The following is a 24,105-nucleotide window of genomic DNA, read 5'->3' as shown; positions in this document are numbered from 1 at the left end:
CGTCGCGGGGGACCTCCCGCGCGGAAGGTCCCCCGGCGAGCGTCAGTCCTGCGTGCGGCCGGAGACCAGCTTCCAGGTCAGCGGCAGCAGACCGGCGGCCACGACGATCTTGATCGCGTCCCCGATCAGGAACGGCGTCACGCCCTTGGCGAACGCGGTCGACAGGTCGAACCCGGTCGACGCCATCAGCCACGGCACGCCGAACGCGTAGATCACCAGGTTGCCGAGGACCATGGTGCCCGCGGTGCGGACCGGCGTCCGGTCGCCGCCACGACCGGCGAGCGCGCCGACCAGCGCGCCGGCGAAGACGAACCCGACGATGTAGCCGGCGCTCGCCCCCGACAGGCCCGCCGTGCCGTGCTGGAACCACGGCACACCAATCGCGCCGACCAGCAGGTACACCAGCATCGAAGCGGCACCGCGCGACATGCCGAGCGACGCGCCGACGAGCAGCGCGGCGAACGTCTGGCCGGTCATCGGCACCGGGCTGCCCGGCACCGGGATCGTCAGCTGCGCGGCGGCGCCGGTGAGCACGGCACCGCCGGCGACCAGCGCGATGTCCCGCACGAGCGAACCGGGGACGAGGTCGGCCAGCACGGGCCGCTTGCCGGCGATGGACAGCGAAGACACGAAACCTCCCGAGGTGAACAGGCGACGACCGAGGTTAACGCTCGTTACCGTCCCGTGGACCCGCCGAGTTGCGTTCCTCACCGGCCACTCGTCCGGGTGGACCCGATCAGGGCGGCTGCCGGACCGGCCGATGACGAAAGGGCATAGCTGCGATCCGTCACGGAACCGAGGAGGCCGGAGCATGCGGAACGCCAGGAAGAGGACATACCGGTTGCTGGCCGTGACGACGCTGGCCGCTCCGCTCTTCGGCGCGGCGGCCCCGGTGACGTCCACCGGATGGGCGTCGTCCGGCTCGGTGGACGTGACGATCGACAACGAGCAGGTCGTCACCGGTGAGCTGGCGAAATGCACCGTCGACGGCCCCTACCGGGGCTGGACGCAGGGCGGTGCCACGGGCGACATCGCCGTGTTCGGCGCCGGTGACACCGGCTGCGGGCGATCCGGCGAGGTGTCGATCGCCCAGGCGGCCGGACGCCGCTTCCGGGCGACCGTGCTGCAGCGCTACGGCGGCCCGGAACTCACCGTCCGCACGTTCTCGGCGAAGTGCGCGACGACGGCCACCGGCAGCCAGGGCGAGGTGGCGGTCGGCGCCGTGGAAGGGGTCACGGTGCCGGAGGAGATCCCGCCGAACTACCGGATCGTCATCCCCGGCGGCGCCGCCGGCACCGCGCTGGCGACGGTCGTGCTCAACGAGACCGTGACGCCCCAGCCGCCGGACGGCAGCCTGGTGACGCACGCGGTGCACATCAAGCTGTTCCCGCAGGGCGGCCCGGCGAGCGGGGACATCTACCTGGGCACGGCCGCGTGCGACCCCTTCGGCAAGAAGTAGCTCAGGCCGTCCCGAAGCGCGAAGCCGCCGCGACGAATTCGCCCGCCCGCGTGGCCAGGTCCGGCAGGCTGCCGCCGGAGGACAGCGCGTCGCCCAGCAACGGCGTCGCCGCGGCGACCGCGATCGCGCCCGAGCGCAGGTAGCCCTCGACGTCGGCCAGGTGGACACCGCCGGTCGGCACCAGCGGGACGTCGGGCAGCGGCGCCCGCACCGCGCGCAGGTACGCGACCCCGCCGACGGCCGCGACCGGGAACACCTTCACCGCGGCCGCGCCGAGCCGCCAGGCCTGGTCGATCTCCGTCGGCGTCAGCGCGCCGCAGATCACCGGCGTGTCCAGGGCCGCGGCGCGCTCGAGGACCGCCGGGTTGACCGTCGGCGTGATCAGGTACGCGGCGCCCGCGTCCACCGCGATGTCCACATCGGACGGTTCACGGACGCTGCCCGCACCGATCAGCGCGTCCTCGCCGAGCGCCAGGCGCAGCGCGGTGATGGCCGCGGGCGCGTCCGGCGTGGTCAGCGTGGCTTCGAGCAGGCGGATGCCCGCCGCGTGCAGCACCATCGCGGCGTCGGCGAACCGCGACGCGTCGGTGGCGCGCAGGATCGCGACGAGCCGGTGTTCGGCCAGCGCCGCCTGCAGGTCCTTCACGCGGCCGGGCCGACGACGGCGGTGCCGGTGTACGCGACGCCCGCCTTGTCGAAGTCTTCGAGCGTCGCGTCGACCGTCGGCTGCGAGCCGCCGACGGTCAGGTCCAGCAGCACCCGCACGCCGAAGCCCGCCTTCGCCGCGTCGAGTGCCGTCGCGCGGACGCAGAAGTCCGTCGCGATGCCGACGACGTCGACGTCGGTCACGTCGTGCTCGCGCAGCCACGCCTCCAGGGACTTCCCGTCGCGGGCCGAGCCCTCGAAGCCGGAGTACGCGGCGCTGTACTCGCCCTTGGAGAACACCTCGCCGATCGGGACGACGTCGAGCGCGGGGTGGAACGACGCGCCCGGCGTGCCGGCGACGCAGTGCACCGGCCAGCTGTCCTTGAAGTCCGGCGTCTCGCTGAAGTGGTCTCCGGGGTCGATGTGGTTGTCCCGGGTGGCCACGACGTGGCTGTACCCGCCTTCCGCGGCCTGCTTCGAGATGCCGGCGGCCGCGGCGGCCCCGCCCGGCAGACCGAGCGAGCCCCCTTCGCAGAAGTCGTTCTGCACGTCCACCACGATCAGCGCGGTTCCCATGGCCGGACTCCGTTCCAGAAGAAGGTTTCAGAGGAAGAGGGTGGGGATGGCGGGTTCGCCGTGCGAGAGCTTGAGGCCCTCCCACGGCAGGCTGACCAGGCCGCGGCGCAGCCGCTGCCTCGCGTCGTCGAGCGTAGGCAGGCCGGGCTCCGGACGGCCAGCGCGGATCAGCGGAATCTGCAGCGGCCGGTCGTTGGCGTCCGGCTCGGGCGCGGTCCCCGAGGTCGTCCAGACGACCTCCTCGACCGCCGTACCGGTGCCGCGGTGGCGCCGCAGCGCGGACTTGCGCCCGCCGCGGGACTCCTTGTGCGCGCTGCGCTTGGCGACCGGCTTGCCGTCCACTTCGACCAGCTTGTAGACCATCCCGGCGGTCGGCGCGCCGGACCCGGTGACCACCGAGGTGCCGACGCCGTACGCGTCCACCGGCTCCGCGCGCAGCGCCGCGATGGCGTGCTCGTCCAGGTCACCGGACACCACGATCCGGGTGTCCTTCGCGCCCAGGGCGTCCAGCTGTTCGCGGGCGCGGCGGGCGAGCGGGCCGACGTCGCCGGAGTCGATCCGGATCGCGCCGAGCTCGGGCCCGGCGACGCGGACCGCCGTCTCGATGCCCGCGGTGATGTCGTAGGTGTCGACCAGCAGCGTCGTGTCCGCGCCCATCTTGTCCACCTGGGCGCGGAAGGCCGCCTCCTCGCTGTCGTGCAGCAGCATGAAGGCGTGCGCGACGGTGCCGCGGGTCGGGATGCCGTAGCGGCGGCCGGCTTCCAGGTTGGACGTCGTCGCGAACCCGGCCAGGTAGGCGGCGCGCGCGGCCGCGACCGCGGCGTACTCGTGCGTGCGGCGCCCGCCCATCTCGATGATCGGGCGGCCGTGCGCGGCGCCGGACATCCGGGCCGCCGCCGACGCGATGGCGCTGTCGTGGTTGAGGATGGACAGCACCAGCGTCTCCAGCAGCACGCACTCGGCGAACGAGCCGCTGACGGTGAGGATCGGCGAACCGGGGAAGTACAGCTCGCCCTCGGGGTAGCCGTCGATGTCGCCCGAGAACTCGTAGTCCGCCAGCCAGCCCAGCGTCGCGTCGTCGACGACCGCGGTGGCCTCCAGCTGCGCCAGTTCGGCGTCGGTGAAGCGGAAGTCCGCGATCGCGTCGAGGACCCGCGCGGTGCCCGCGACGACGCCGTAGCGCCGGCCGTCCGGCAGCCTCCTGGCGAAAACTTCGAATACGCAGGGCCGCGCGTGCGTCCCGTCGGCGAGTGCGCTGCCCAGCATGGTCAGCTCGTAGTGGTCGGTGAGCAGCGCAGTGCTGGCCGTGACCGGCTCCGGTGAACCCATGGGGTAAGCCTATTCACCCACATGGCCGGACCTGGCGCGGCGTACCCCGTCACCCCCGTGACACCATGGGGTGCATGTCCACGCCTGTCGCATCCGAACAGACGCAGGTCGAACCGGCCGGCGCCGAAGTCGCCGAGTCGGACACACCGTGGCGGACCGTGGTGTGGAACGACCCGGTCAACCTGATGTCGTACGTGACGTACGTCTTCCAGAAGCTGTTCGGCTACAGCCGCGACCACGCCACCAAGCTGATGCTGGACGTGCACCAGAAGGGCAAGGCGATCGTGTCGTCCGGCAGCAAGGAGAAGGTGGAGACGGACGTGGCGAAACTCCACGCGGCCGGCCTCTGGGCCACCATGGAGCAGCCCTCGTGAACGGTTGGCGGCGCAAGGGCGCGGTGATCCACGCCGGGTTCGAGCAGCAGGAAGCGGCCGTGCTGCGCGGGCTGGTCAGCCAGCTCGAGGACATGCTCACCGCGCGTGCCGAAGAGGCGCCCCAGGACGAGCTCGCCGAGCTCACCGGCATCCGGACCGGGCCCAGCGAGTCGCCGGACGACCCGGTGCTCTCGCGGCTGCTCCCGGACTTCCACAAGCTCGACCCGGACAACCCGTCGCGGGAGGACATCGACTCGGTCGCGGCGATGCGGTCGCTGCACGAGCCGGAGCTGCTCGACATCAAGGTCGGCGTGGCCAAGATCGTGCTCGACACGCTGCCCCGCGACGGCGGCCACGTGCGGCTGACCGAGGAGCAGGCCGACGCGTGGCTGAGCGCGCTCAACGACGTCCGGCTGGCGCTCGGCACCGCCCTCGACGTCACCGAGGACATGCCCGACGAGCTGCCCGAGGACGATCCGCGGGCGCCGCACCTCGGCGTCTACCACTGGCTGACCTGGGTGCAGGAGACGCTGATCCAGGCGCTGACGGGATGATCACCGACGTGCCGGGTGTCCTGGTCGGGCACCACGAGCGGGTCGGCGACGGCTGGGCCACCGGGACGACGGTGGTGCTGGTGCCCGAGGGCGCGGTCGGCGCGGTCGACCAGCGCGGTGGCGCGCCCGGCACGCGGGAGACGAACCTGCTGGAGCCGGAGAACCTCGTGCAGCGGGTCAACGCGATCTGCCTGTCGGGCGGGTCGGCGTACGGTCTCGCCGCGGCCGACGGCGTGATGCGGTGGCTTTCGGAGCGCAACCTGGGCTTTCCCGTCGGGACGCAGCCGCACGAGGTGGTGCCGATCGTGCCCGCCGCCGTGCTGTTCGACCTGCCGCGCAGCGACTGGGGCAACCGGCCCGACGCGTCCTTCGGCTACGCGGCCTGCGACGCGGCGGCCGCCGGACCGGTGGCCCAGGGGACGGTCGGGGCGGGCGCTGGAGCGGCTGTCGGGTCGCTGAAGGGCGGCATCGGGTCGGCGAGCGAGGTCGTGGGCGAATTCACGGTCGGGGCGCTGGCGGCGGTGAACGCGGCCGGCGAGGCCGTGGACCTGACCACGGGCCGTGCGTACGCGGCCGACCACGGCGACTTCGGCGTGACCTGGCCTTCGCGGCCCGCTGATCTGCCTTCTCGCCGGACGGACCTCAACACGACGATCGGCGTGGTCGCGGTCGACGCGGCGCTCTCGAAGGCCGAGGCGCGGCGGATCGCGGTCGCGGCGCAGGACGGGCTGGCGCGAGCCGTGCGTCCGGCCCACACGATGTTCGACGGCGACACGGTGTTCGCGCTGGCCACGGGCGCGCACGAGCTGCCGGACGCGAGCGGCCCGTTCGGCGCGGCGGCCCGGCCGGCGGCGCTCGACGCGCTGTGCTCGGCGGCGGCGCGGGTGTTCGCGCGGGCGATGGTGCACGGCCTGCTGGCGGCGACCCAGGCCGGCGGGGTGCCGGCCTACCGGGACGTCTGGCCGGAAGCGTTCGGTCAGCGGCCCGGGTAGGGGTCCTCGGGCAGGGCGTCGCCGGTGGCCTCGAGGTTCGCCGCGCGCACGGCCGCGATGTACTCCTCGTCGATCTCCATGTCGATCCCGCCGACGGACAGAACCGGCCCGAGCGAGGGGTGGATCTCGAGCGGGCCCAGTTCGGTGGAGCGCGGCAGGCGTTCCCAGATCTGCTTCGGCCGGTTCAGGGTCCAGCGGCTGCAGGCCAGCAGGGTGACGTGCCGGTCGGTCACCATGACCAGGAAGCCGACCCGGGCGCGCAAGCGGTTGACGTAGAGCGACATCCCCGGGATCAGGTACTGGATCCGCTCGTCCGTGCCCAGGTACATCCGGCAGCGGTCCCGTACTTTCGACGACAGCGGCACCCGGTCAGTATCCCAGGAACGGCTGGTGAGCGGTATATCTCAACATCTGGACCGGCTTTGTCCACCAACTAAGATGTCGGTGTGCTCCGGATCCGCCGTGAACTCGTCGACGAGATCGTCGCCCACGCCCGTCGTGACCACCCCGACGAGGCGTGCGGGGTGATCGCCGGGCCCGAAGGCTCGGATTCCCCCGAGCGGTTCATCCCCATGCTCAACGCGGCCCGGTCGCCGACGTTCTACGAGTTCGACTCCGGCGACCTGCTGAAGCTCTACCGCGAGATGGCCGCGAACGACGAGGTGCCGGTGGTGATCTACCACTCGCACACCGCGACCGAGGCCTACCCGTCGCGGACCGACGCGAACATCGCCGCCGAGCCGGACGCGCACTACGTGCTCGTCTCCACCCGCGAACCCGATGTGCACGAGTTCCGGTCGTACCGGATCGTGGACGCCGAGATCACCGAGGAGCCGGTCGAGATCCTCGACTGACCCGATCGGAATAAACCGCCGCGCCACCGGCGTCTGCGTGTAGGAACCCACCGGAGGTAAGAACCCATGGCCGTGACCGTCTCCATCCCGACGATCTTGCGCACCCACACCGGCGGCGAGAAGTCCGTCGAGGCGAAAGGCGCGACCGTCCTCGAGGTCATCGACGACGTCGAGGCCCGGCACGCCGGCATCAAGGCGCGCCTGGTCAAGGAGGAGAAGCTGCACCGCTTCATCAACGTCTACGTCAACGACGAGGACGTGCGCTTCGCCGGCGGGCTCGAGGCCGAGGTCAAGGACGGCGACACCCTGACCATCCTGCCCGCCGTGGCCGGTGGCTGATCGATGGCTCGCTTCGAGTCGCTGCTCGACGCGCTCGGCGGCACGCCGCTGGTCGGGCTGCCCCGGCTCTCCCCGACGCACGACGTGCGCCTGTGGGCGAAGCTGGAGGACCGCAACCCGACCGGTTCGATCAAGGACCGGCCCGCGCTGGCCATGATCGAAGCCGCCGAGCGTGAAGGCAAGCTGCGCCGCGGCTCCACGATCCTGGAGCCGACGTCGGGCAACACCGGGATTTCGCTCGCCATGGCGGCCAAGCTCAAGGGCTACGGGCTGGTCTGCGTGATGCCGGAGAACACCTCCACCGAGCGCAAGCAGCTGCTGCAGGCCTACGGCGCGCGGATCGTCTTCTCGCCGGCCGCGGGCGGCTCGAACGAGGCGGTGCGGCGGGCGAAGGAGCTGGCCGAGGCGAACCCCGAGTGGGTGATGCTCTACCAGTACGGCAACCCGGCCAACGCCGACGCGCACTACCGCGGCACCGGCCCGGAGCTGCTCAAGGACCTGCCGACGCTGACGCACTTCGTCGGCGGCCTCGGCACCACGGGCACGCTCGTCGGCGTCGGACGCTACCTGCACGAGGCGAAGCCGGACGTCCAGATCATCGCGGCCGAGCCCCGCTACGGCGAGCTGGTGTACGGCCTGCGCAACCTCGACGAGGGGTTCGTGCCGGAGCTGTACGACCCTTCGGTGCTCAACGGCCGCTTCTCGGTGGGGGCGTACGACGCGTTGCGGCGCACCCGGGAACTGCTGGAGCACGAAGGCATCTTCGCGGGGATTTCGACGGGCGCGGTGCTGCACGCGGCGCTGGCGGTGGCCGAGAAGGCCGCGGCGCGCGGCGAGGTGGCGGACGTGGCCTTCGTCGTGGCGGACGCCGGGTGGAAGTACCTCTCGACGGGGGCGTACGCGGGGTCGCTCGACGAGGCGGCCGAGCGGCTCGACGGGCAGCTCTGGGCCTGAATCACCCGGCCTCCCACAGCGGGGGCAGGGCGAGGTGGACACCGTCGGCCCGCGCCAGCCGCTCGAAGGTGGCCATGGTTGCCCTCACGTCGTCGAACGGCTTCGGCAGCAGCTTGAGCCGAGGTGGACGACGTCCGCGTCGTAGCCGGTCAGCGCGCCGGGGATGACGTTCGCCGAGGCGTGGACCAGCACGTTCCCCACCGCGTGCGCGATGTGGAACGAGTAGCACCGCCCGGTCTTGAAGGCCTTGGCCGGCAGCCGGACGGCTCGGCGGCCAGGCCGTAGCCCTTCTGGACCTTCCGGGTCGACGGCGAGCCGGCCAGCGTGGCGCCGGTCAGCTCGGCGACGACCGGCGCGTCGAGCACGTGGTCGACGTGCGAATGCGTCACGAGGACGGCATCGAGCGCCGTGACACCGAGACGGCTCAGGGCCTCCTCGATCCGGCCGCGGTCCGGCGCCACCCGCCTCCCCAGCTTCAGCAGCGATGGCCGCGAGAAGAAGCCGTCGACGAGCACGCCGGAGGTGCCGTCGGTGACCAGGACGTTCGACACCCCGGCGAACGCCGTGCGCAGTTCGGGCATGCTGGGGAGTATGAAGGTCATCGGGCTGCTCGGCGGGATGAGCTGGGAATCCTCGATCGAGTACTACCGGCTCGTCAACGAGCGGGTGAAGGCCGCGCTCGGCGGGTTCCACTCTGCGCACACCGTGCTCTACTCCGTCGACTTCGCCGCGATCGAAGCCATGCAGGCCGACGGCCGCTGGGACGACGCCGGTGCCGAGCTGAACCGGGCCGCCAAGGCCCTCGAAGCCGCCGGGGCCGGCTTCGTCGTGCTCTGCACCAACACCATGCACAAGGTCGCCGACCGGCTGGAAGACGGCCTCGGCATCCCGCTGCTGCACCTCGGCGACGCCACCGCCGCGGCCATCAAGGCCGCCGGTGTCCGCCGCGTCGGGCTGCTCGGGACCGGCTTCACCATGGGGCAGCCCTTCTACCGCGACCGCCTCGCCGCGCACGGGCTCGACGTGCTCGTGCCCAGCGCGGAAGACCGCGACCTCGTGCACCGGATCATCTACGACGAGCTGGTGCTCGGCGTCGTGAAGCCCGAGTCGCGCGAGGCCTACCGCGGCGTGATCGCGCGGCTGGCCGGCGCGGGCGCCGAGGGCGTCATCTACGGCTGCACCGAGATCGAGCTGCTCGTCGGGCCGCAGGACAGCCCGGTGCCGACGTTCCCCACCACCCGCCTGCACGCCGACGCCGCCGTCGGCTTCGCGCTCGGCAAGACCCCGCTGCCGCCGGCCCCGGTCACACGCTGACCACCGCCTCGCCGCCCGTGTGTGCTTCGTGCTGCGCGACGACCTGCCGCCACAGCCGGGCGCGCTCCTCGTCGGTGAACTGCGCCGGCGAGACGCCGAACACGTCGGCCGCCGCCGTCCACCACGCCGTCGGCGACTCGATCAGCTCCTTGGCGCCGTGCCGGTTCAGGGTCAGCGCCCGCAGGGTGTCGACGCCGGCCGCGTCGCGCCGCTGGAGCACGCAGACCCGCACGAACCCGGACTCCGGCGCCGTCGACAGCCACGCGTGCTTCTCGGCGAAGTCGGCCATCTCCGCCGGGCCGGGCGCGAAGTCGAAGCCGGTGAAGCTGCCCGAGGGGTCGTGGTCGAACCGCCAGCCACCCGGCGCCACCTCCGACGGCCGCAGCCGGTAGGTGTGCGGCCCCTGGACGTACGTGCCTTCCCGGAGGGGGAGCGGCTCGTGGATGCCGTCACCCAGCCCGGCGTCGACCAGCCAGGTCGCCGACGGGTCCTCGGGCAGGCCGGTGACGGTGAGGGCCAGGTGGTTCCGGTCGACGTTCGGCGCGTCCGCGGCGCTGCCCTGCACCCCGCCGTGGTGGCGCGTGACCTGGTAGCCGAGAGCGCGCAGCAGCGCCGAGAACGCCCCGTTCAGGTGGTAGCAGTACCCGCCGCGGCCCCGCAGGATCCGCGCCAGCGACGCCGCCGGCTCGAGCGAGGTCGTCCGCCCGAGCTGGATCTCCAGCGGCTCGTACGGCACCCGTTCCACGTGGGCCGCGTGCAGCCGCCGCAGGGCGTCCGCGCCCGGCGGCTCCGCGTCGAGGCCGAGCCGCTGCAGGTATCCGGTGACGTCGAAGTTCCCCATGCCGCCACGGTAGCGATGACCACCGACAAAACTCCCGGATCAGGGATTTCACCCGAGGTGGAGTGGCCGCGGCCCGCCGTAGCCTCGAAGGGTGAGCACCTTGAGCCCCGCCCCGGAAACCGCCGCCGCCAAGCGCGTGCTGCCGCCGAAGCCGGTGGCGGCCGCGATCGTCGCGCTGTCGTTCACCCTGCTGCTGTACCTGGTCGAGCTGGTCGACGTCATCCTCCCCGGTCACCTCGACCAGGGCGGCATTCACTCGCGGGCGCTGTCCGGGCTGGACGGCGTGCTGTTCGCCCCGGTCCTGCACTCGGGCTGGTCGCACCTGTTCGCGAACACCGTCCCGGTGCTGGTGTTCTCCTTCCTCGCGATGGCCGCCGGAATCGGCCGGTTCGCGCTGGTCACGGCCATCATCTGGGTGGTCTCCGGGCTCGGCGTGTGGCTGATCGGGCCGTCGGACGGCGTCACCGTCGGCGCGTCCGGGCTGGCCTTCGGCTGGCTCGCCTACCTGCTGGTCCGCGGCCTGTTCAACCGCGCGGCCGGCCAGATCCTGGTCGCCGTCGTCCTGCTCGGCGTGTGGAGCGGCATGCTGGCCGGGCTGCTGCCGGGCAACCCCGGCGTCTCCTGGCAGGGCCACCTCTTCGGCGCGCTGGCCGGCGTTCTCGCGGCCTGGCTGACCACCCGCCGGGCGGGCAAGGCCGCCCCGGGTAATCTCGAAGCGTGACGTCTCCGCCCGCTGATGCCCCGATCGGCGTGTTCGATTCCGGCGTCGGCGGGCTGACGGTGGCGAGGGCGATCCTCGAGCAGCTGCCCGCCGAGCAGCTCCGCTACGTCGGCGACACGGCGCACAACCCGTACGGCCCGCTCCCGATCGCCACCGCCCGCAGCTACGCGCTCGCGGCGCTCGACGAGCTCGTGGAGAGCGGGGTGAAGGCACTGGTGATCGCCTGCAACACCGCGTCCGCGGCCTGCCTGCGCGACGCGCGCGAGCGCTACGACGTCCCGGTGATCGAGGTCGTCCTGCCCGCCGTGCGCCGCGCCGTCGTGGCGACGCACACCGGCCGCGTCGGCGTGATCGGCACCGAGGGCACCGTGCGGTCGCGGGCCTACGAAGACGCCTTCGCCGCGGCGCCCGCCATCACGCTCACCAGCGTCGCCTGCCCGCGGTTCGTCGACTTCGTCGAGCGCGGCATCACGACCGGGCGCCAGGTGCTCGGGCTGGCGCAGGGCTACCTCCAGCCGCTGCTCGACGCCCAGGTCGACACGCTTGTCCTCGGCTGCACGCACTACCCGCTGCTGCAAGGAGTGCTGCAGATCGTGATGGGCCAGGAGGTCACGCTCGTGTCGAGCGCGGACGAGACCGCCAAGGACCTCGTCCGCGTGCTCACCGAGGGGGACCTGCTGACCACGCGGGACACCCCGCCGCGGCACGAGTTCCTCGCCACCGGGTCGGCGGAGCCGTTCACCCGGCTCGCCCAGCGGTTCATGGGGTTCGCCCCGGGTGTCCTCGCTCCCACCACCGCGTGATCGCGGCGGTGGACGCTTAGGGTGTCGTCGTGCGACTGACCATCCTCGGGTGCTCCGGCAGCATCCCCGGGCCGAACGCCGCCGCGTCCGGTTACCTGGTCGAGGCCGAGGGCTTCCTGCTCGGCCTCGAACTCGGCAACGGCACGCTCGCGCAGCTGCAATCCGTGGCCGACCCGTTCGACCTGGACGCGCTCGTGCTCACCCACCTGCACCCCGACCACTGCGCCGACGTCAGCGCACTCACCGTCCTGCGGCGCTACCACCCGGCGCCGCCGTACCCGGCGCGCCCGCGGCTGCTGCCGCTGTACGCCCCGCCGGACGCCCCGGTCCGGCTGGCCAACGCCTACGCCCCCAACGAGACCGAGCGGGCCGTCACGGACCTCTCCGACGTCTACGACTTCCGGCCGCTGCGGCCCGAGCCGTCCCGGATCGGGCCGTTCGAGGTCGTCGCGGTCGAGGTCGACCACCCGACCCCGGCGTACGGCCTGCGGATCTCCTACGGCGGCCGGATCCTCGCGTTCACCGGCGACACCGGGCCGTGCCCGGCGCTGAACGAGCTCGCCGACGGCGTCGACCTGCTGCTCGCCGAAGCGTCCTGGACGGACTCGGCGGAGCGGCCGATCGGTGTGCACCTGTCGGGCAAGCAGGCCGGCGAGCTGGCCCGTGACGCCGGCGTCGGGCGGCTGCTGCTGACGCACATCGCGCCGTGGACCGACGCCGGGGCAGTGCTGGCCGAGGCTTCGGCCGGGTTCCCCGGCGCCGAGGTCGTCAAGCAGGGTGCCGTCTACGACGTCTGAACGGCGGTCATAGAGTGCACCTGTGGCTCGTAAAGATGGCAGGAACGACGACCAGCTCCGCGACATCAAGATCACCCGGGGGTTCCAGCAGTGGCCGGCCGGGTCGGTGCTGATCGAATTCGGCAACACGCGGGTGCTGTGCGCGGCGAGCGTCACCGAAGGCGTGCCGCGCTGGCGGGCCGGCTCCGGCCTCGGCTGGGTGACGGCCGAGTACGCGATGCTGCCGTCCGCGACCAACACGCGCGGTGACCGCGAGTCGGTGAAGGGCCGGATCGGCGGCCGCACGCACGAGATCTCGCGGCTGATCGGCCGGTCCCTGCGGGCCTGCATCGACCTGGCGGCGCTGGGCGAGAACACGATCGTCATCGACTGCGACGTCATCCAGGCCGACGGCGGCACCCGCACGGCCGCGGTGACCGGCGGTTACGTGGCCCTGGCGGATGCGATCACCTGGCTGAGCGCGGCGAACCGGCTCAACGACCCGCAGCCGCTGTCGTCGTCGGTGGCGGCGGTGAGCGTCGGCGTGGTCGACGGCCGGGTCCGGCTCGACCTGCCGTACGAAGAGGACTCGCGCGCCGAGGTCGACATGAACGTGGTCGCCACCGACGCGGGCACCCTGATCGAGGTCCAGGGCACCGGCGAGGGCGCGACCTTCGCCCGGTCCACTTTGGACACGATGCTCGACATGGCCCTCGCGGGCTGCGCGGAGCTGACTCGGCTGCAGAACGAGGCACTGGCGCTGCCGTACCCGGGCGAGCTGCCGGAACCGCGTCCGGACAAGAAGAAGGGCTCGAAGTGACGAAGCTGCTTCTGGCGACGCGCAACGCGAAGAAGCTCGGCGAGCTGCGGCGGATCGTTGCCGCGGAAGGTCTTTCGGGCCTCGAGGTGCTCGGCCTCGCGGACGTGCCGGACTTTCCCGAGGCGCCCGAGACGGCTCCGGACTTCGAAGGCAACGCGGTGGCGAAGGCTCGCGACGCGGTGGCGGCGACGGGCTTGCCCGCCATCGCGGACGACTCGGGGATCGCGATCGACGCGTTGAACGGGATGCCAGGCGTGCTCTCGGCTCGGTGGTCCGGGCGGCACGGCGACGACGAGGCGAACCTGGATCTGGTGCTGGGGCAGCTTTCCGACGTGCCCGATGAGCGACGCGGGGCGCAGTTCGTCTGCGTTGCGGCGTTGGTGCTGCCGTCGGGCGAGGAGACGCTGGTCCGGGGCGAGTGGCGCGGGACGCTGGTGCGCGAGCGCCGCGGGACGAACGGGTTCGGGTACGACCCGATCTTCCGGCCGGACGGCGAAAGCCGGACGTCGGCAGAGCTGGACCCGGCGGAGAAGGACGCGGTTTCGCACCGGGGGCTGGCTTTGCGGGCGCTGCTGCCGGCGCTGCGCGAGCTGGCTTAGCTCAGCTTGATGCCGGGGCCGAGTTTGTCGGTGCCGACGAGCTGGGTGTCCTTGGCCTCGATGGTCAGTTTCAGGTCGGCCAGCGGACTGAGGTCCACGGGCTCGGTCACCCATTCGAAGGCGACTGTTTCCAGCTGGCTCATGGCCGCGAGGGGGCGAAGGCCGGGCACCTTCGTATTCCTGAATTTGATCATGGTGAGCGGCAGGTCGGCCAGGGGGCGCAGGTCTGTTACTCCCGTGTCGAACAGGCGGAGTCTGGTCGCGCGGGGAAAGCAGTGCGCGATTGCCGCTGCGTCGATCAGCTTTTCCTTGGTCCCCTGGTGAAAGAGGTCGATCTTGCTGGGCATCGGCAAAGGTGGCGAGGAGGCCAGCGTCTTCGTCCGGACTCCCCAGAGCTGCAGTGTTCTCAGGTTGGTCAACGAGGTGAGGGCGGCGAAGTCTTCTATCTTCCTCAGTTCGTCGAGAGCGAGGAAGGTGAGGCTCGTCAGGTCACCGAAAGCATCGATGCTGTGCCACGGTGACTGGCGAAACAGGGAAAGCATGCGTAGCTTCTGGAGGCCGTTGAGGGAGCGGACGTTGGTGAACCTGTGCGCGAAGTACAGCGCCACGTCCACCAGTCCGGGGTGATCGCTCAACGGGGCGAGGTCGACAACCGTGGTGTGGTGGAAAAGGGCGTCGACTTGAGTCAGGCACGGTAGTCCGCCGAGTGCACCGAGGTCGGCCTGTCTCTCCGAAGGGGGCAGGGTGACGCTCAGACCGGCCAGATTCTTCAGATGCCGTACGTGCGGCAGGAGCCGCACGGCTTCGACGGTGGCCACGCCGTCCGCCAAGGGCGAGTCGGCCAGTACCTCGGCCGCATAGCGTTCCGGGTCGAAGTACTGCCAGGCTTGGGTCAACTGCTTCTGTACCGCCAAGCGCGAGTCTTGTGCGTAGTTCCGCAACAGTTTCAGCGCTTCGGTGCCCGCGGTCAGCGCCGCAGCCCGGACCGAAGCGGCCGCGACCGCGTCCGACAGGCCGTCGAGCCTCTCGGGCAGGTATCGCAGCACCCGATCCCCGATCGAAGCCAGCGACCTGGTCTCCTTCAGGCTTCGCGGCGGTACCAGCTGCTCCCGGATCACGGCCTCCACCCGGGCGATGACGTCCAGGTCCGCGTTGCTCACCGTCTCCAGGCACGCCGCCGCCAGCAGGCGGAGGTGGCGTGTGTGCCGGGGCTCTTCGTCCGCCCGGTCGAGGATCCCAGTCAGCAACGTCCCGGCCTGGTGGTGCTTCGCGTGGCCGCACGCCATGACGATCGTCTCCCACCAGGTGTCGAGGTGGGCCCGGTCGATCAACGTCTCCAGGTGGTCCTGTTCGGTCGCCTCGTTCGCCGCGAGGCACTCCTGGAACGTCCGGTGCACGAAATCCACGCGATCACGCACCGGTTCCCTCAGCACGCCGCTGCGTTCCAGCAGGTGGTTGAGCACGTCGTCCGGGGTGTGGTCGACGTGCGGCAACGACGGCAGCCGCCGGGCGATGTGCTCGCGGACCCGGTCCTTCGGCAACTCCACCTTCGACGCCAGTGAAAGCCGCCAGGCCAGGTCGCCCAGGAGGACTTGCTTCTGCGCCTCGGTGAGGAGCACGCCGATCTTGCGCTCCGCATCACGCAGGTGGAGCAGCATCGACAGAGCTTTGCGGTACAGATCCATCCGGTCGCGTGGGAGCTCGGACCGGTGCGCCAGGTTGAGCGCACACAACATCGCGCACAACAGCGGGCTGGCCGCCAACGTGCGCAGGTGCGGCCGGCTGTCGAGCTGGTTGAGCAGGCGCCGTTGCACCGCGGGCAGATCGGTACCCTGCCGTATCGTGCCGCCGGTGGCCGCTGCCTTGTGCCACCGCGCCACCAGGGCCTCGATGTCGTCCGAGCTCATCGGCTCCAGCAGGACGCAGCCGAAACCCTCTTGGGCCAGCCAGCGCTGATCCGCCGCGGCGGTACGGGAAGTCACCACGAACAGGGTGTCTTCGAAGGCCAGTGACAGCTCCCGGAGCCAGGCTTTCACTTCCCGGCGGTGGTTGGCGCCGACCTCGTCGACGCCGTCGACCAGGATCATCGCCCGTCCGGCGGCCAGCACCCGACGGGCCCAGCCTTCCGGCGGGGCCAGCACCGGGGCGATGTGCCGGACGAATTCCTCCGGCCGCGGCAACGGATCGGCGGCGAAGCTGCGCAGCCGGATGGGGAACGGCACCCGGCCGTTCCACTCGGCGAGCTTGCCGGTGAAGCCGGTGCGGGCCGCCGTCACCGCCAGCCAGTCCAGCAAGGTCGTCTTGCCCGAACCGGCTTCTCCGCGTATCAGGATCCGGGGGGCTCCGCCGAGTGCGGTTTCGACTCGCATGTTCGCACTGCCCGCCGGGCGCCGGCGCTTTTCGAACCACCGCTCGTCGGTCTGGTGATCGGCCTGCCTGGCTTCGCCTTCGGGGGACACGCTCAGGCTCAAGTAGGCGACCGTGAGCGGCAGCGCGGGCTGGTCGTCCATCGTCAGCCCGAGCAGTTCGAGCCGGTCGAGTTCGTGGGCCAGCAGGCCCAGGTAGGTCGTCTCGAACTCGGCGTCGCGGTCGATGCCCTCGGGCGTCGCCAGGCTGGTCTTGGGCACCCTGGCGAGCAGCTCTTCGAGCTGTTCGTTCTGCCGGCCGAGCCGGCCGAGTACCTCGGCGAGCGCGCGAGGGGGGAACGAGGGGAGGTGCCGGACCACCTGCACGAGATGACGGCACGCCTGGTCCAGCGCCAGCTCGTACAGCGCGGCCGTCTTGGGCGCGAAGAGCCGATCGGCAGCCAGGGCGGGGAGGTCCTCGCGGATCTTCCTGGCCAGCTGCTCGGGGTCCGCGTCCGTCGCCAGGAGTGCCTCGTCGGACAGATCCGCCTTGCTCAAGGCGTCTTCCACCGCGAGGAAAGCCGCCTCGATCTCATGCGAAGGCAGCGTCGAGAAGCGGTCCGCGAGGACCGGCTCCAGCTGCTCGGCCACCTGCATGCCGATGTGCTGGACGAGGTTCTCCAGCTTGGCCCGCTCCAGCGGTCCCTTCAGCTCGCCCGCCGCCAGCTCGACCAGTTCGGCGGACCGCTCGAGACCGGCCTTGCGCCGCTGCAGCCACGACTTCGCCGCGGCCGAGGCAATCTGGCCGCCCAGCTTCAGCGCCGGCCCTTCCAGGCTCGTCAATGTGTCCTCCCACCCTCAGACCGCCGGATGATTCCGGCGGAACGGGGCAGGAACAAGCCTGCGATCGGGTGGACCGGTTCAGGCAGCCAGGCCGAGGTCCCGGAGCAGCTTCGCCACGTGGCCGGTCGCCCGGACGTTGTAGAAGGCGTGGGCGATCTTGCCGTCGGCGTCGACGACGAACGTCGAGCGGATCACGCCCAGGTACGTCTTGCCGTAGTTCTTCTTCTCGCCGTACGCGCCCCACGCTTCGATGACGGTCTTTTCCGGGTCACCCAGCAGCGGGAACGTGAGGCCTTCGTTCGATACGAACTTGGCGAGCTTCGCCTGCTTGTCCGGCGAGATGCCGATCACCTGGTAGCCGGCGTCGTTCAGCTCGGCGAGGTTGTCGCGGAAGTCGCAGGCCTGCTTGGTGCAGCCCGGCGTGCTCGCCGCCGGGTAGAAGTACACGACGACGGACCGGCCGCGGAAGTCGCGCAGGGACACCTCGTTGCCCTCGCTGTCGGGCAGGGTGAAGTCCGGGGCTTCGTCACCGGGGGAAAGGCGCTCGGTCATGCCCGGAGCTTAATGGCGGTGGCTCAGGCGGGGCCGCAGTAGGTGACCGCGACGGCCTCGGTCGCGCTCGGCCGGATCTGCAGCCGCAGCTGCGTCTGCTCGCTCGGGACCGCGAACGCCAGCGTGATGTGCACCGAACGGCCCGGCATGACGTCCTTGCCCGCGTCGGTGATGCCGGTGAAGCCCTGCGTGGTGTCCACGACCTGCTTGACCGCGGTGCCGCCCGAGGTGGCGGTCACGTTGAGGCCCGAGAGCTTGTACGTCGTCGAGCCGTCGTTGGTCAGCTGGACGTCGAAGGCCGCGCCGCGCGGGCTCTGCGGGTACGCCGACGGGCTGGGCCGGAACGACTGGGGGGAGCCGACCGAGATGGTGAGGCCGCTGGCGAACCGGTGGTCGGCGCCGAACTTGAGGTCGTGGCCCGCGGGGGAGGCCGAGGCGGAGGCGCCGGCGCCCGCGGGGGAGCCGCCCACGCCGAGTGCCGCGGTGCCGTCGTGAGCCGACGGGACCCCGCACGCCACCGCCAGGCCGAGCAGTCCTGCGGTGAACATGATCTTGCGGGTGCGCGCGAGCGCCATTGCGGGTACTCCAGTCGGCGGGTCGGGTGCCGTCGGCAGCGGGGGATTGCCGGGCGAACCCGCTCTACTCTGGCCGTGATCGCGCGCGGTTACGAGGCGCAACCGGGGGTTGTCGCGCACCTGGTGCCACCCCGTGGCCAATCCGTGACCGGAACGGCACGGCTGGTGACAATCTCTGGCCACATGCCACTTAAACCGCGAGGGCGAACAACAGGATGAAGATCGCGACACCGGCCACCCACGCCGCCATCAGCCAGCCGAAATCCCGGACCGGATCGACCGCCCGGCTCTCCTCGCCGGGCACGTAGACGCCGCGTTCCTCGAACCAGTCCGCCCAACGGGCAAACCACTGCAACGGGTTGCGCGACGACATGCTTCACCTCCGGGAGCGCCGTTCCTCCGTCACAGTACGCGTTCGGTCACGCACGCCGGAAGGTGCGGGCGGCCGTCCCTTCCCGACACGTCACGGTCGGGTGAACCTCGGCGTCACTCGTGTAGAAACTCAGGCGAGTCCGTGACGCTGCAGGATCGCCGCCGCACGGACGGTCGCGTAACCGCGCCACTCGAGCGCCGCGGCGGGCGAGAAGCTCGCGAAATCCACCCGCCAGCCACCGTCGTCCTGTTGCGCGGCCGCGAGCCGCCGCAGTTCGGCCTCGATGACGTCGTCGGCGAACAACGCGCGCGCCGGGCGGTCCGGCAGCGGCGCGAAGTCCAGGGCACGGAGGGTCTCGCCCTCCGAACCACCGTCCACCGGGGCCAGCCCGTCGGCCGGGACGAACGCGGCGAGGTGGTCCAGAAGCGCGGGCGCCTCCCCGTGGAGTTCGTGCGCTGCGTCCGCGAACTGCACCGCGAAGGACAACGCGATCGCGTGCGGCGGCGCGGAAAGCTCGCGGATGGCGCGGAAGCAGTACCGCGTCGCCGCGGCCAGCCACGGGTGCTCGCGCACGGCCCGGTCGTGGCGGGCGACGCGCAGGGCCACGCCCGCGGTGAACGCGGTGCTCTGCAGGGTCGCCTCCGCCGGATCGGCCTGGACCCAGAAGGGCGCGCAGCCGGCCGGGTCGGCCACCGGCAGGGCGAACGGCAGGCCACCGTCCGGACGGGACGCCGTGGCCAGCCAGTCGCAGAGCTTCGCCGCGTGCGGGGTCGTCGCCGGGGCGATCTCCTCGAACACCTCGAAGGCGTGGAGGGCGCCGCCGGGCTGGCTTTCCGGGGCCCGCAGGTCCGGCTCGAGGCCCCAGCCGTAGCCGCCGTCGGCGTTGCGGTAGCCGTCGACGGCGGCCAGCACCGCGTCGGCGCCGGTCGCGCCGCCGAGCAGTTCGAAGCGGCGGCGGTCGAGGAGGCGGGCGTGCGTCGCCATGAAGGACGCCGCGGCCGGAAGGTTCACGGACATGCCGCCAGCCTCGCACCGGTGTGGCCGGCGGTCTTGAACGGATCGGACGTCAGGGCAGCCGGGGCCCGACGGAGGGGGCCTCGCGCAGCCGCGCCGCGTCCTGCCCGGGTGGGGCACCGAACAGCCGGCGGTACTCGCGGTTGAACTGCGAAGGGCTGTCGTAACCGACGAGGTGCCCGACACCGGCGACGTCGCCCGCGTCGGCCAGCAACAGCGACCGGGCTTCCTGCAGGCGGATGCGCTTCTGGAACTGCAGCGGGCTCATCGCCGTCACCGCGCGGAACTGGCGGTGGAACGCCGACGCGCTCAGCCCGCTCAGCCGCGCGAGCTCCTCGATCCGCATCGGCTCGGCGTAGTTGGCCCGGATCCAGCGGATGGCCCGGCCGACGTGGGCGGCGCCGCTGTCGGCCAGGCCGATCCGGCGGACCAGGCCGCCGTGCGGGCCGGTCAGCAGCCGCCAGAGGATCTCCCGCTCGATCAGCGGCGCGAGCACGGGCGCGTCGGACGGGTGGTCGAGCAGCCGCAGCAGCCGCAGCGCCGCGTCCAGCAGCTCCGGACCGGCGTCGTCGATGGCGATGGGGGACGCGGGTGGGGTGCGAGGCGGCGCCTCGAGCAGCAGCGGGGCGATCGCCGTGGGCCGCAGGGCCAGGCCGAGGCCCAGCGCCGGCGTCCGCGGGGTGGCGCCGACGAAGTGGCCGGTCACCGGCAGGTCGGTGCCGACCAGCAGGTATTGCCCGGCGCGGTACTCGTGCACGTGGTCGCCGAGCAGCAGGCGTTTGCCGCCCTGGGCCATGACGACCAGCAGCGGCTCGGCGAGCGAGTGGTGCGGTTCGCTCGTTTCCACTTTGGATAGCAGCAGGCCCGGCACCGGCGTGCGCAGGTCGGCGTGTGCGTGCCGGGTGATGAGGTCGCGGAGTTGTTCGAGCACTCGTCCAGATAACCGGGGCCGAGAGGATCGTGCAAGAGGTCGGGGCGATCGGTCTACCGGTGAACAGGGTGTTCGCGGTTTCCTGGTCTCAGTCGATTCGCTGAGCAAGGAGAGTTTCGTGTCACTCGATCACTACGTCACCCTCGGCCGGTCCGGCCTCCGCGTCAGCCCCTTCGCCCTCGGCGCGATGACCTTCGGGGAAGACCCCGGTGGCGCCGGCTGCGGGGTCGAGGAGTCCGAAAAGATCCTCGCGACCTACCTCGACCTCGGCGGCAACTTCGTCGACACGGCGAATTTCTACACCAACGGGCATTCGGAAAAGATTCTCGGCGACTTCTTCGCCGCCCGCCCCGGCCGCCGGGCGCGGGTGGTGCTCGCGTCGAAGTTCTTCGGCAACCTGTTCCCCGGCGACCCCAACGGCGGCGGCGCCGGCCGGGCGTCGATCATCGCCCAGCTCGACGAGACGCTCCGGCGGCTGCGGACGGACCACCTCGACCTGTACTGGCTGCACAACTGGGACCGCCGCACGCCGATCGAGGAGACCATGCGGGCCCTCGACGACCTGGTGCGCGCGGGCAAGATCCGGTACGTCGGCTTCTCCAACACCCCGGCTTGGGTCACCGCGCAGGCGCAGGCGACCGCCCTGCTGCGCGGCTGGACACCGTTGATCGCGCTGCAGGTCGAGTATTCGCTGCTGGCGCGGACGGTCGAGGGCGAGCTGGCGCCGTTCGCGCTCGACCAGGGCCTGGCGCTGGTGCCGTGGAGCCCGCTGAAGAACGGTTTCCTGTCGGGCAAGTACCGGCGTGGCGCTCCGGCGCCGGAGTCCGCCCGCGCGGCTTTCGTCGGCGGTCCGTCCGAAGCGGAGTTCGCGGTCGTCGACGCCGTCGCCGCGATCGCCGGGGAGATCGGGTCGACGTCCGCGGCGGTGTCGCTGGCGTGGTTGCGCGCGCGGCGCGGAACGGTGGTCCCGATCATCGGCGCGCGGCGGCTGGAGCACCTGACCGGCAACCTCGCCGGGCTCGAGGTGACGCTGACGCCGGCGCAGCTGGCTCGGCTGGACGAGGTGTCGGCGCCGACGCTGGACTACCCGGCCCCGATGCACGGCGCTCAGCGGGCGATGCTCCAGTTCGCGGGCACGACGGTCGACGGTGAACCGTCCACTGTGTACCCGCCGTTGCTCCAGAGTGAGGTCCGCTACTGAAGGACGCTAACTGCGGAACGTGCGGCGGTAGGTGTCCGGGGGCACGCCGACCGTCCGGTTGAAGTGCCGTCGCAACGTCGCCGCCGTGCCCATGCCGACCGCCTCCGCGACCGCGTCGATGCTCGCGTCGGTGTTCTCCAGCAGCTCCTGCGCGCGGCGGATGCGCTGGTTCAGCACCCACTGCAGCGGTGTCGTGCCCGTGGCCGACCGGAAGTGGCGGCCCAGGTGGCGGCTGCTCAGGTTCGCTTTGCGGGCCAGGTCCTCGACCGTCAGCGGGCGGTCGAGGCGGGCCGTGATCCACGGGAGCAGCGAGGCCAGCGGATGGTCGTCGCGAGTGGGGACCGGTGCCGTCACGAACTGGGCCTGGCCGCCCGCTCGGTGCGGTGGCACCACCAGGCGGCGGGCGATCGTGTTGGCCGCCGCCGGGCCGTGGTCGGCGCGGACCAGGTGGAGGCACAAGTCCATGGCCGCCGCCTTGCCCGCCGAGGTCAGGACCTGGCCGTTGTCGACGTAGAGCACGTCCGGGTCCACGGTCACCCGCGGGTAGCGGGCGGCGAGGACGTCCGTGTGCGCCCAGTGCGTGGTGGCCCGCAAGCCGTCCAGCAGACCGGCCGCGGCCAGCACGAACGCGCCCGTGCACAGCGACGCCACCCGGGCGCCGCGGGCGTGGGCCGCGCGCACCGCGTCGACCAGGCCGGCCGGCGGGTCCGCGTCGACGTCGGCCCAGCCCGGCACGAGCACCGTGTCCGCGCGCGCCAGCCGGTCGAGGCCGTGGTCCGGCTCCAGCAGGAACCGGCCCACCCGCACCGGGGCCGGGCCGCAGACCGCGAAGCCGTACCGGGGATCGTCGCCGAACACCTCGGTGGCGATCGTCAGCTCGAACGACAGCATCCCGTCCGTGGCGGCGAGGGCGACAGCGTGCATGTCCGAAAGTGTACGCAGCACGTCGTTCCGGACACTGGTGACGGCGACCGCGGCCCGACAGGATGGCCTCATGACTTCGGTACTGGTTTACGGCGCTTACGGGCACACCGGCCGCTTCGTGGTGGCTGAGCTGGAGAAACGCGGGTACGACGTGGTCCTTTCCGGACGGAACGCGGCGAAGCTGCCGGGCGGGCGGCCGGCGTCGGTCGACGATTCGGCGGCCCTCGACCGCGCGCTCGACGGCGTGGCCGCGGTGATCAACTGCGCGGGCCCGTTCGCCGAGACGGCCCTGCCGGTCGCCGAGGCGGCCATCCGCGCCGGCGTCCCGTACGTGGACGTCGCCGCCGAAATCGAGGCGAACCTCGACACCCTCGCGCTGACCGCCGACAGTGCCGTGGTGCCCGCGATGGCGTTCTTCGGCGGCCTGGCCGACCTGCTGGCCACGGCGGCGATGGGCGACTGGACGGCGGCCGACGAGGTGCACGTCGCCTACGGCCTCAGCGGCTGGCGCCCCACGGAGGGGACTCTCGCCGCGGGCCGGGTGTCCAGGGAACGCCGTGACGGCAAACGCATCCGCTTCGCGGGCGGACAGCTGGAGTACCGCGACGACGCCCTGCCGACGCGGGAGTGGCCGTTCCCCGAGCCGCTCGGCCCCCGGCCCGTCTTCGGCGAGTTCTCGATGGCCGACATCGTCACCATCCCGCGGCACCTGCGGGTGCGCGACGTCGTCAGCTACATGACGGTCGACGGGGCGCAAGGCCTCGCGGCGGCGGGCGAGCGCGACGCGGCCGAGACGTTCGTGGTGGACGTCGTGGTGCGGGCCGGCGAGGACGAACGCCGCATCGTGGCGCGCGGCGAGGACATCTACGCGGTGAGCGCGCCGCTGGCGGTGGAGGCGGTGGACCGGATCCTGACCGGGCGGGCGAAGGTGAAGGGCGTTGCGCCGGCGGGGGAGATGTTCGACGCCGCCGACTTCCTGCGGGCGCTGGCCCCGCACATCACGATCGAGTTGGCCGCCCGGCCAGAGCGTGTTCTTCGTGGGTCACGGCGACCGCGCCGTGCTCCAGGACCTTGCCAGGGCGGCGGAATTCCCGGATGGCGTAATAGCTGAGGACGATGAGCATCGCGAGCTCGATGGGTAGTCGCCGGGGTGATGTCCTGCGCGAGGCACGACGAGCGAGGTCGGCGCGCACCTGCCGCACGCAGACCTCGCCCACGCGCGAGTGGGCCCGGAGAGACTCGAACTCTCACTGGCACGGACCTAAACCGTGTGCCTCTGCCAATTGGGCTACGGGCCCCAGGCGCTTCGAAGCGTAGCGTGCGGCGTGGCCCGTGCGGAGGCGGTGGGGCGGTCGACTAAGTTGGGGCCCGGAAGTCCCATGCGGCGAGGAGGACAA

The 24,105-nt window shown here is 71.9% G+C and carries 29 protein-coding genes and 1 tRNA gene; 15 read left to right on the top strand and 15 right to left on the bottom strand.

Annotated elements, in window-relative coordinates:
• Positions 1–42: 42 nt before the first annotated feature.
• Positions 43–630 carry a biotin transporter BioY gene (locus ISP_RS39935; protein ID WP_013229469.1) on the bottom strand — a complete coding sequence of 196 codons (588 nt, stop codon included), beginning with the start codon at positions 628–630 and terminating at the stop codon, positions 43–45.
• A gap of 211 nt (positions 631–841) precedes the next feature.
• On the opposite strand from ISP_RS39935, the gene ISP_RS39930 reads away from it, so the two are divergent.
• Complete coding sequence (locus ISP_RS39930) at positions 842–1,459, top strand: choice-of-anchor P family protein (RefSeq protein ID WP_013229468.1); 618 nt, start codon at positions 842–844, stop codon at positions 1,457–1,459.
• A 1-nt stretch (position 1,460) separates the two neighbouring features.
• Here the strand turns inward: ISP_RS39930 and ISP_RS39925 are convergent, their stop codons facing one another.
• Genes ISP_RS39925 through ISP_RS39915 form a run of 3 tightly spaced genes read right to left on the bottom strand, consistent with a single transcriptional unit; the run spans position 1,461 to position 4,009 of the window.
• The gene (locus ISP_RS39925; RefSeq protein ID WP_013229467.1) at positions 1,461–2,105 is read right to left on the bottom strand and encodes a bifunctional 4-hydroxy-2-oxoglutarate aldolase/2-dehydro-3-deoxy-phosphogluconate aldolase; all 645 of its coding nucleotides are present in this window, start codon (positions 2,103–2,105) and stop codon (positions 1,461–1,463) included.
• Positions 2,102–2,680 (bottom strand): isochorismatase family protein, encoded by a 579-nt coding sequence (locus ISP_RS39920; protein WP_013229466.1) that lies wholly within the window; start codon positions 2,678–2,680, stop codon positions 2,102–2,104. The genes ISP_RS39925 and ISP_RS39920 overlap by 4 nt, the downstream gene beginning before the upstream one ends.
• Positions 2,681–2,707: 27 nt before the next feature.
• Positions 2,708–4,009 (bottom strand): nicotinate phosphoribosyltransferase, encoded by a 1,302-nt coding sequence (locus ISP_RS39915; protein WP_013229465.1) that lies wholly within the window; start codon positions 4,007–4,009, stop codon positions 2,708–2,710.
• Between the two features lie 74 nt (positions 4,010–4,083).
• On the opposite strand from ISP_RS39915, the gene clpS reads away from it, so the two are divergent.
• Genes clpS through ISP_RS39900 form a run of 3 tightly spaced genes read left to right on the top strand, consistent with a single transcriptional unit; the run spans position 4,084 to position 5,929 of the window.
• Complete coding sequence (clpS, locus tag ISP_RS39910) at positions 4,084–4,383, top strand: ATP-dependent Clp protease adapter ClpS (RefSeq protein WP_013229464.1); 300 nt, start codon at positions 4,084–4,086, stop codon at positions 4,381–4,383.
• Positions 4,380–4,937, top strand: coding sequence for a DUF2017 domain-containing protein (locus ISP_RS39905; protein WP_013229463.1), 558 nt, complete (start codon positions 4,380–4,382; stop codon positions 4,935–4,937). The genes clpS and ISP_RS39905 overlap by 4 nt, the downstream gene beginning before the upstream one ends.
• Positions 4,934–5,929, top strand: a complete 996-nt coding sequence (locus ISP_RS39900; RefSeq protein WP_013229462.1) for a P1 family peptidase — start codon at positions 4,934–4,936, stop codon at positions 5,927–5,929. Before ISP_RS39905 ends, ISP_RS39900 begins: the two co-directional genes overlap by 4 nt.
• Here ISP_RS39900 and ISP_RS39895 read toward each other — a convergent pair.
• The gene (locus tag ISP_RS39895) at positions 5,914–6,294 is read right to left on the bottom strand and encodes a hypothetical protein (protein ID WP_230468568.1); all 381 of its coding nucleotides are present in this window, start codon (positions 6,292–6,294) and stop codon (positions 5,914–5,916) included. The two genes, ISP_RS39900 and ISP_RS39895, sit on opposite strands and share 16 nt — an antisense overlap.
• Before the next feature lie 81 nt (positions 6,295–6,375).
• Between ISP_RS39895 and ISP_RS39890 the strand changes: the two genes are divergently transcribed.
• The 3 genes from ISP_RS39890 to ISP_RS39880 all read left to right on the top strand — a co-directional run bounded on the left by ISP_RS39890 (position 6,376) and on the right by ISP_RS39880 (position 8,076).
• A complete protein-coding gene (locus ISP_RS39890; protein ID WP_013229460.1) occupies positions 6,376–6,783 on the top strand; it encodes a M67 family metallopeptidase in 408 nt (135 codons plus the stop codon).
• Positions 6,784–6,849: 66 nt separating this feature from the next.
• Positions 6,850–7,122: a MoaD/ThiS family protein gene (locus ISP_RS39885; protein WP_004559268.1), complete on the top strand. Its 273-nt coding sequence runs from the start codon at positions 6,850–6,852 to the stop codon at positions 7,120–7,122.
• Positions 7,123–7,125: 3 nt separating this feature from the next.
• Positions 7,126–8,076 (top strand): PLP-dependent cysteine synthase family protein, encoded by a 951-nt coding sequence (locus ISP_RS39880; protein ID WP_013229459.1) that lies wholly within the window; start codon positions 7,126–7,128, stop codon positions 8,074–8,076.
• A gap of 149 nt (positions 8,077–8,225) precedes the next feature.
• On the opposite strand, the gene ISP_RS39875 is transcribed toward ISP_RS39880, so the two are convergent.
• On the bottom strand, positions 8,226–8,657 hold the full coding sequence (locus tag ISP_RS39875) for an MBL fold metallo-hydrolase (protein ID WP_013229458.1): 432 nt from the start codon (positions 8,655–8,657) through the stop codon (positions 8,226–8,228).
• Positions 8,658–8,667: 10 nt separating this feature from the next.
• On the opposite strand from ISP_RS39875, the gene ISP_RS39870 reads away from it, so the two are divergent.
• A complete protein-coding gene (locus tag ISP_RS39870; RefSeq protein ID WP_013229457.1) occupies positions 8,668–9,390 on the top strand; it encodes an aspartate/glutamate racemase family protein in 723 nt (240 codons plus the stop codon).
• On the opposite strand, the gene ISP_RS39865 is transcribed toward ISP_RS39870, so the two are convergent.
• Positions 9,380–10,231 (bottom strand): arylamine N-acetyltransferase family protein, encoded by an 852-nt coding sequence (locus ISP_RS39865; protein WP_013229456.1) that lies wholly within the window; start codon positions 10,229–10,231, stop codon positions 9,380–9,382. The two genes, ISP_RS39870 and ISP_RS39865, sit on opposite strands and share 11 nt — an antisense overlap.
• 91 nt (positions 10,232–10,322) lie before the next feature.
• On the opposite strand from ISP_RS39865, the gene ISP_RS39860 reads away from it, so the two are divergent.
• The 5 genes from ISP_RS39860 to rdgB are packed head-to-tail and all read left to right on the top strand — an operon-like array spanning position 10,323 to position 13,950.
• Positions 10,323–10,952, top strand: coding sequence for a rhomboid family intramembrane serine protease (locus tag ISP_RS39860; RefSeq protein ID WP_013229455.1), 630 nt, complete (start codon positions 10,323–10,325; stop codon positions 10,950–10,952).
• The gene (gene murI / locus ISP_RS39855; protein WP_014467674.1) at positions 10,949–11,755 is read left to right on the top strand and encodes a glutamate racemase; all 807 of its coding nucleotides are present in this window, start codon (positions 10,949–10,951) and stop codon (positions 11,753–11,755) included. The genes ISP_RS39860 and murI overlap by 4 nt, the downstream gene beginning before the upstream one ends.
• Before the next feature lie 29 nt (positions 11,756–11,784).
• Positions 11,785–12,552 (top strand): MBL fold metallo-hydrolase, encoded by a 768-nt coding sequence (locus tag ISP_RS39850; protein WP_013229453.1) that lies wholly within the window; start codon positions 11,785–11,787, stop codon positions 12,550–12,552.
• Positions 12,553–12,574: 22 nt separating this feature from the next.
• The gene (rph, locus tag ISP_RS39845; RefSeq protein WP_013229452.1) at positions 12,575–13,351 is read left to right on the top strand and encodes a ribonuclease PH; all 777 of its coding nucleotides are present in this window, start codon (positions 12,575–12,577) and stop codon (positions 13,349–13,351) included.
• Positions 13,348–13,950, top strand: a complete 603-nt coding sequence (gene rdgB, locus ISP_RS39840) for an RdgB/HAM1 family non-canonical purine NTP pyrophosphatase (protein WP_013229451.1) — start codon at positions 13,348–13,350, stop codon at positions 13,948–13,950. Before rph ends, rdgB begins: the two co-directional genes overlap by 4 nt.
• On the opposite strand, the gene ISP_RS39835 is transcribed toward rdgB, so the two are convergent.
• The 6 genes from ISP_RS39835 to ISP_RS39810 form a co-directional block, all read right to left on the bottom strand.
• Entirely contained in the window at positions 13,947–17,138 is a 3,192-nt protein-coding gene (locus ISP_RS39835; protein WP_013229450.1) for an NACHT N-terminal Helical domain 1-containing protein, read from the bottom strand. The genes rdgB and ISP_RS39835 overlap by 4 nt on opposite strands.
• Before the next feature lie 78 nt (positions 17,139–17,216).
• A complete protein-coding gene (gene bcp, locus ISP_RS39830; RefSeq protein WP_013229449.1) occupies positions 17,217–17,690 on the bottom strand; it encodes a thioredoxin-dependent thiol peroxidase in 474 nt (157 codons plus the stop codon).
• A gap of 23 nt (positions 17,691–17,713) precedes the next feature.
• Complete coding sequence (locus tag ISP_RS39825; RefSeq protein WP_013229448.1) at positions 17,714–18,265, bottom strand: hypothetical protein; 552 nt, start codon at positions 18,263–18,265, stop codon at positions 17,714–17,716.
• Positions 18,266–18,455: 190 nt separating this feature from the next.
• On the bottom strand, positions 18,456–18,638 hold the full coding sequence (locus ISP_RS39820) for a hypothetical protein (protein WP_013229447.1): 183 nt from the start codon (positions 18,636–18,638) through the stop codon (positions 18,456–18,458).
• Between the two features lie 129 nt (positions 18,639–18,767).
• On the bottom strand, positions 18,768–19,655 hold the full coding sequence (locus tag ISP_RS39815; RefSeq protein ID WP_013229446.1) for a hypothetical protein: 888 nt from the start codon (positions 19,653–19,655) through the stop codon (positions 18,768–18,770).
• 49 nt (positions 19,656–19,704) lie between these two features.
• Positions 19,705–20,583: an AraC family transcriptional regulator gene (locus ISP_RS39810; protein WP_013229445.1), complete on the bottom strand. Its 879-nt coding sequence runs from the start codon at positions 20,581–20,583 to the stop codon at positions 19,705–19,707.
• A 118-nt stretch (positions 20,584–20,701) separates the two neighbouring features.
• Here ISP_RS39810 and ISP_RS39805 point away from each other — a divergent pair, with 118 nt between their 5' ends.
• Positions 20,702–21,784, top strand: a complete 1,083-nt coding sequence (locus ISP_RS39805; RefSeq protein WP_013229444.1) for an aldo/keto reductase — start codon at positions 20,702–20,704, stop codon at positions 21,782–21,784.
• A 6-nt stretch (positions 21,785–21,790) separates the two neighbouring features.
• Here the strand turns inward: ISP_RS39805 and ISP_RS39800 are convergent, their stop codons facing one another.
• The gene (locus tag ISP_RS39800) at positions 21,791–22,708 is read right to left on the bottom strand and encodes a helix-turn-helix domain-containing protein (protein WP_014467673.1); all 918 of its coding nucleotides are present in this window, start codon (positions 22,706–22,708) and stop codon (positions 21,791–21,793) included.
• Positions 22,709–22,778: 70 nt separating this feature from the next.
• Here ISP_RS39800 and ISP_RS39795 point away from each other — a divergent pair, with 70 nt between their 5' ends.
• Complete coding sequence (locus ISP_RS39795; protein WP_013229442.1) at positions 22,779–23,819, top strand: saccharopine dehydrogenase NADP-binding domain-containing protein; 1,041 nt, start codon at positions 22,779–22,781, stop codon at positions 23,817–23,819.
• A 113-nt stretch (positions 23,820–23,932) separates the two neighbouring features.
• On the opposite strand, the gene ISP_RS39790 is transcribed toward ISP_RS39795, so the two are convergent.
• A tRNA-Leu gene (locus ISP_RS39790) sits at positions 23,933–24,006 on the bottom strand.
• Positions 24,007–24,105 lie beyond the last annotated feature (99 nt).

The organism is Amycolatopsis mediterranei (assembly GCF_026017845.1).
Lineage (GTDB): Bacteria > Actinomycetota > Actinomycetes > Mycobacteriales > Pseudonocardiaceae > Amycolatopsis > Amycolatopsis mediterranei.
Note: the sequence above shows the minus strand (reverse complement) of the source record. Positions and strands in the feature narration are given on the sequence as shown.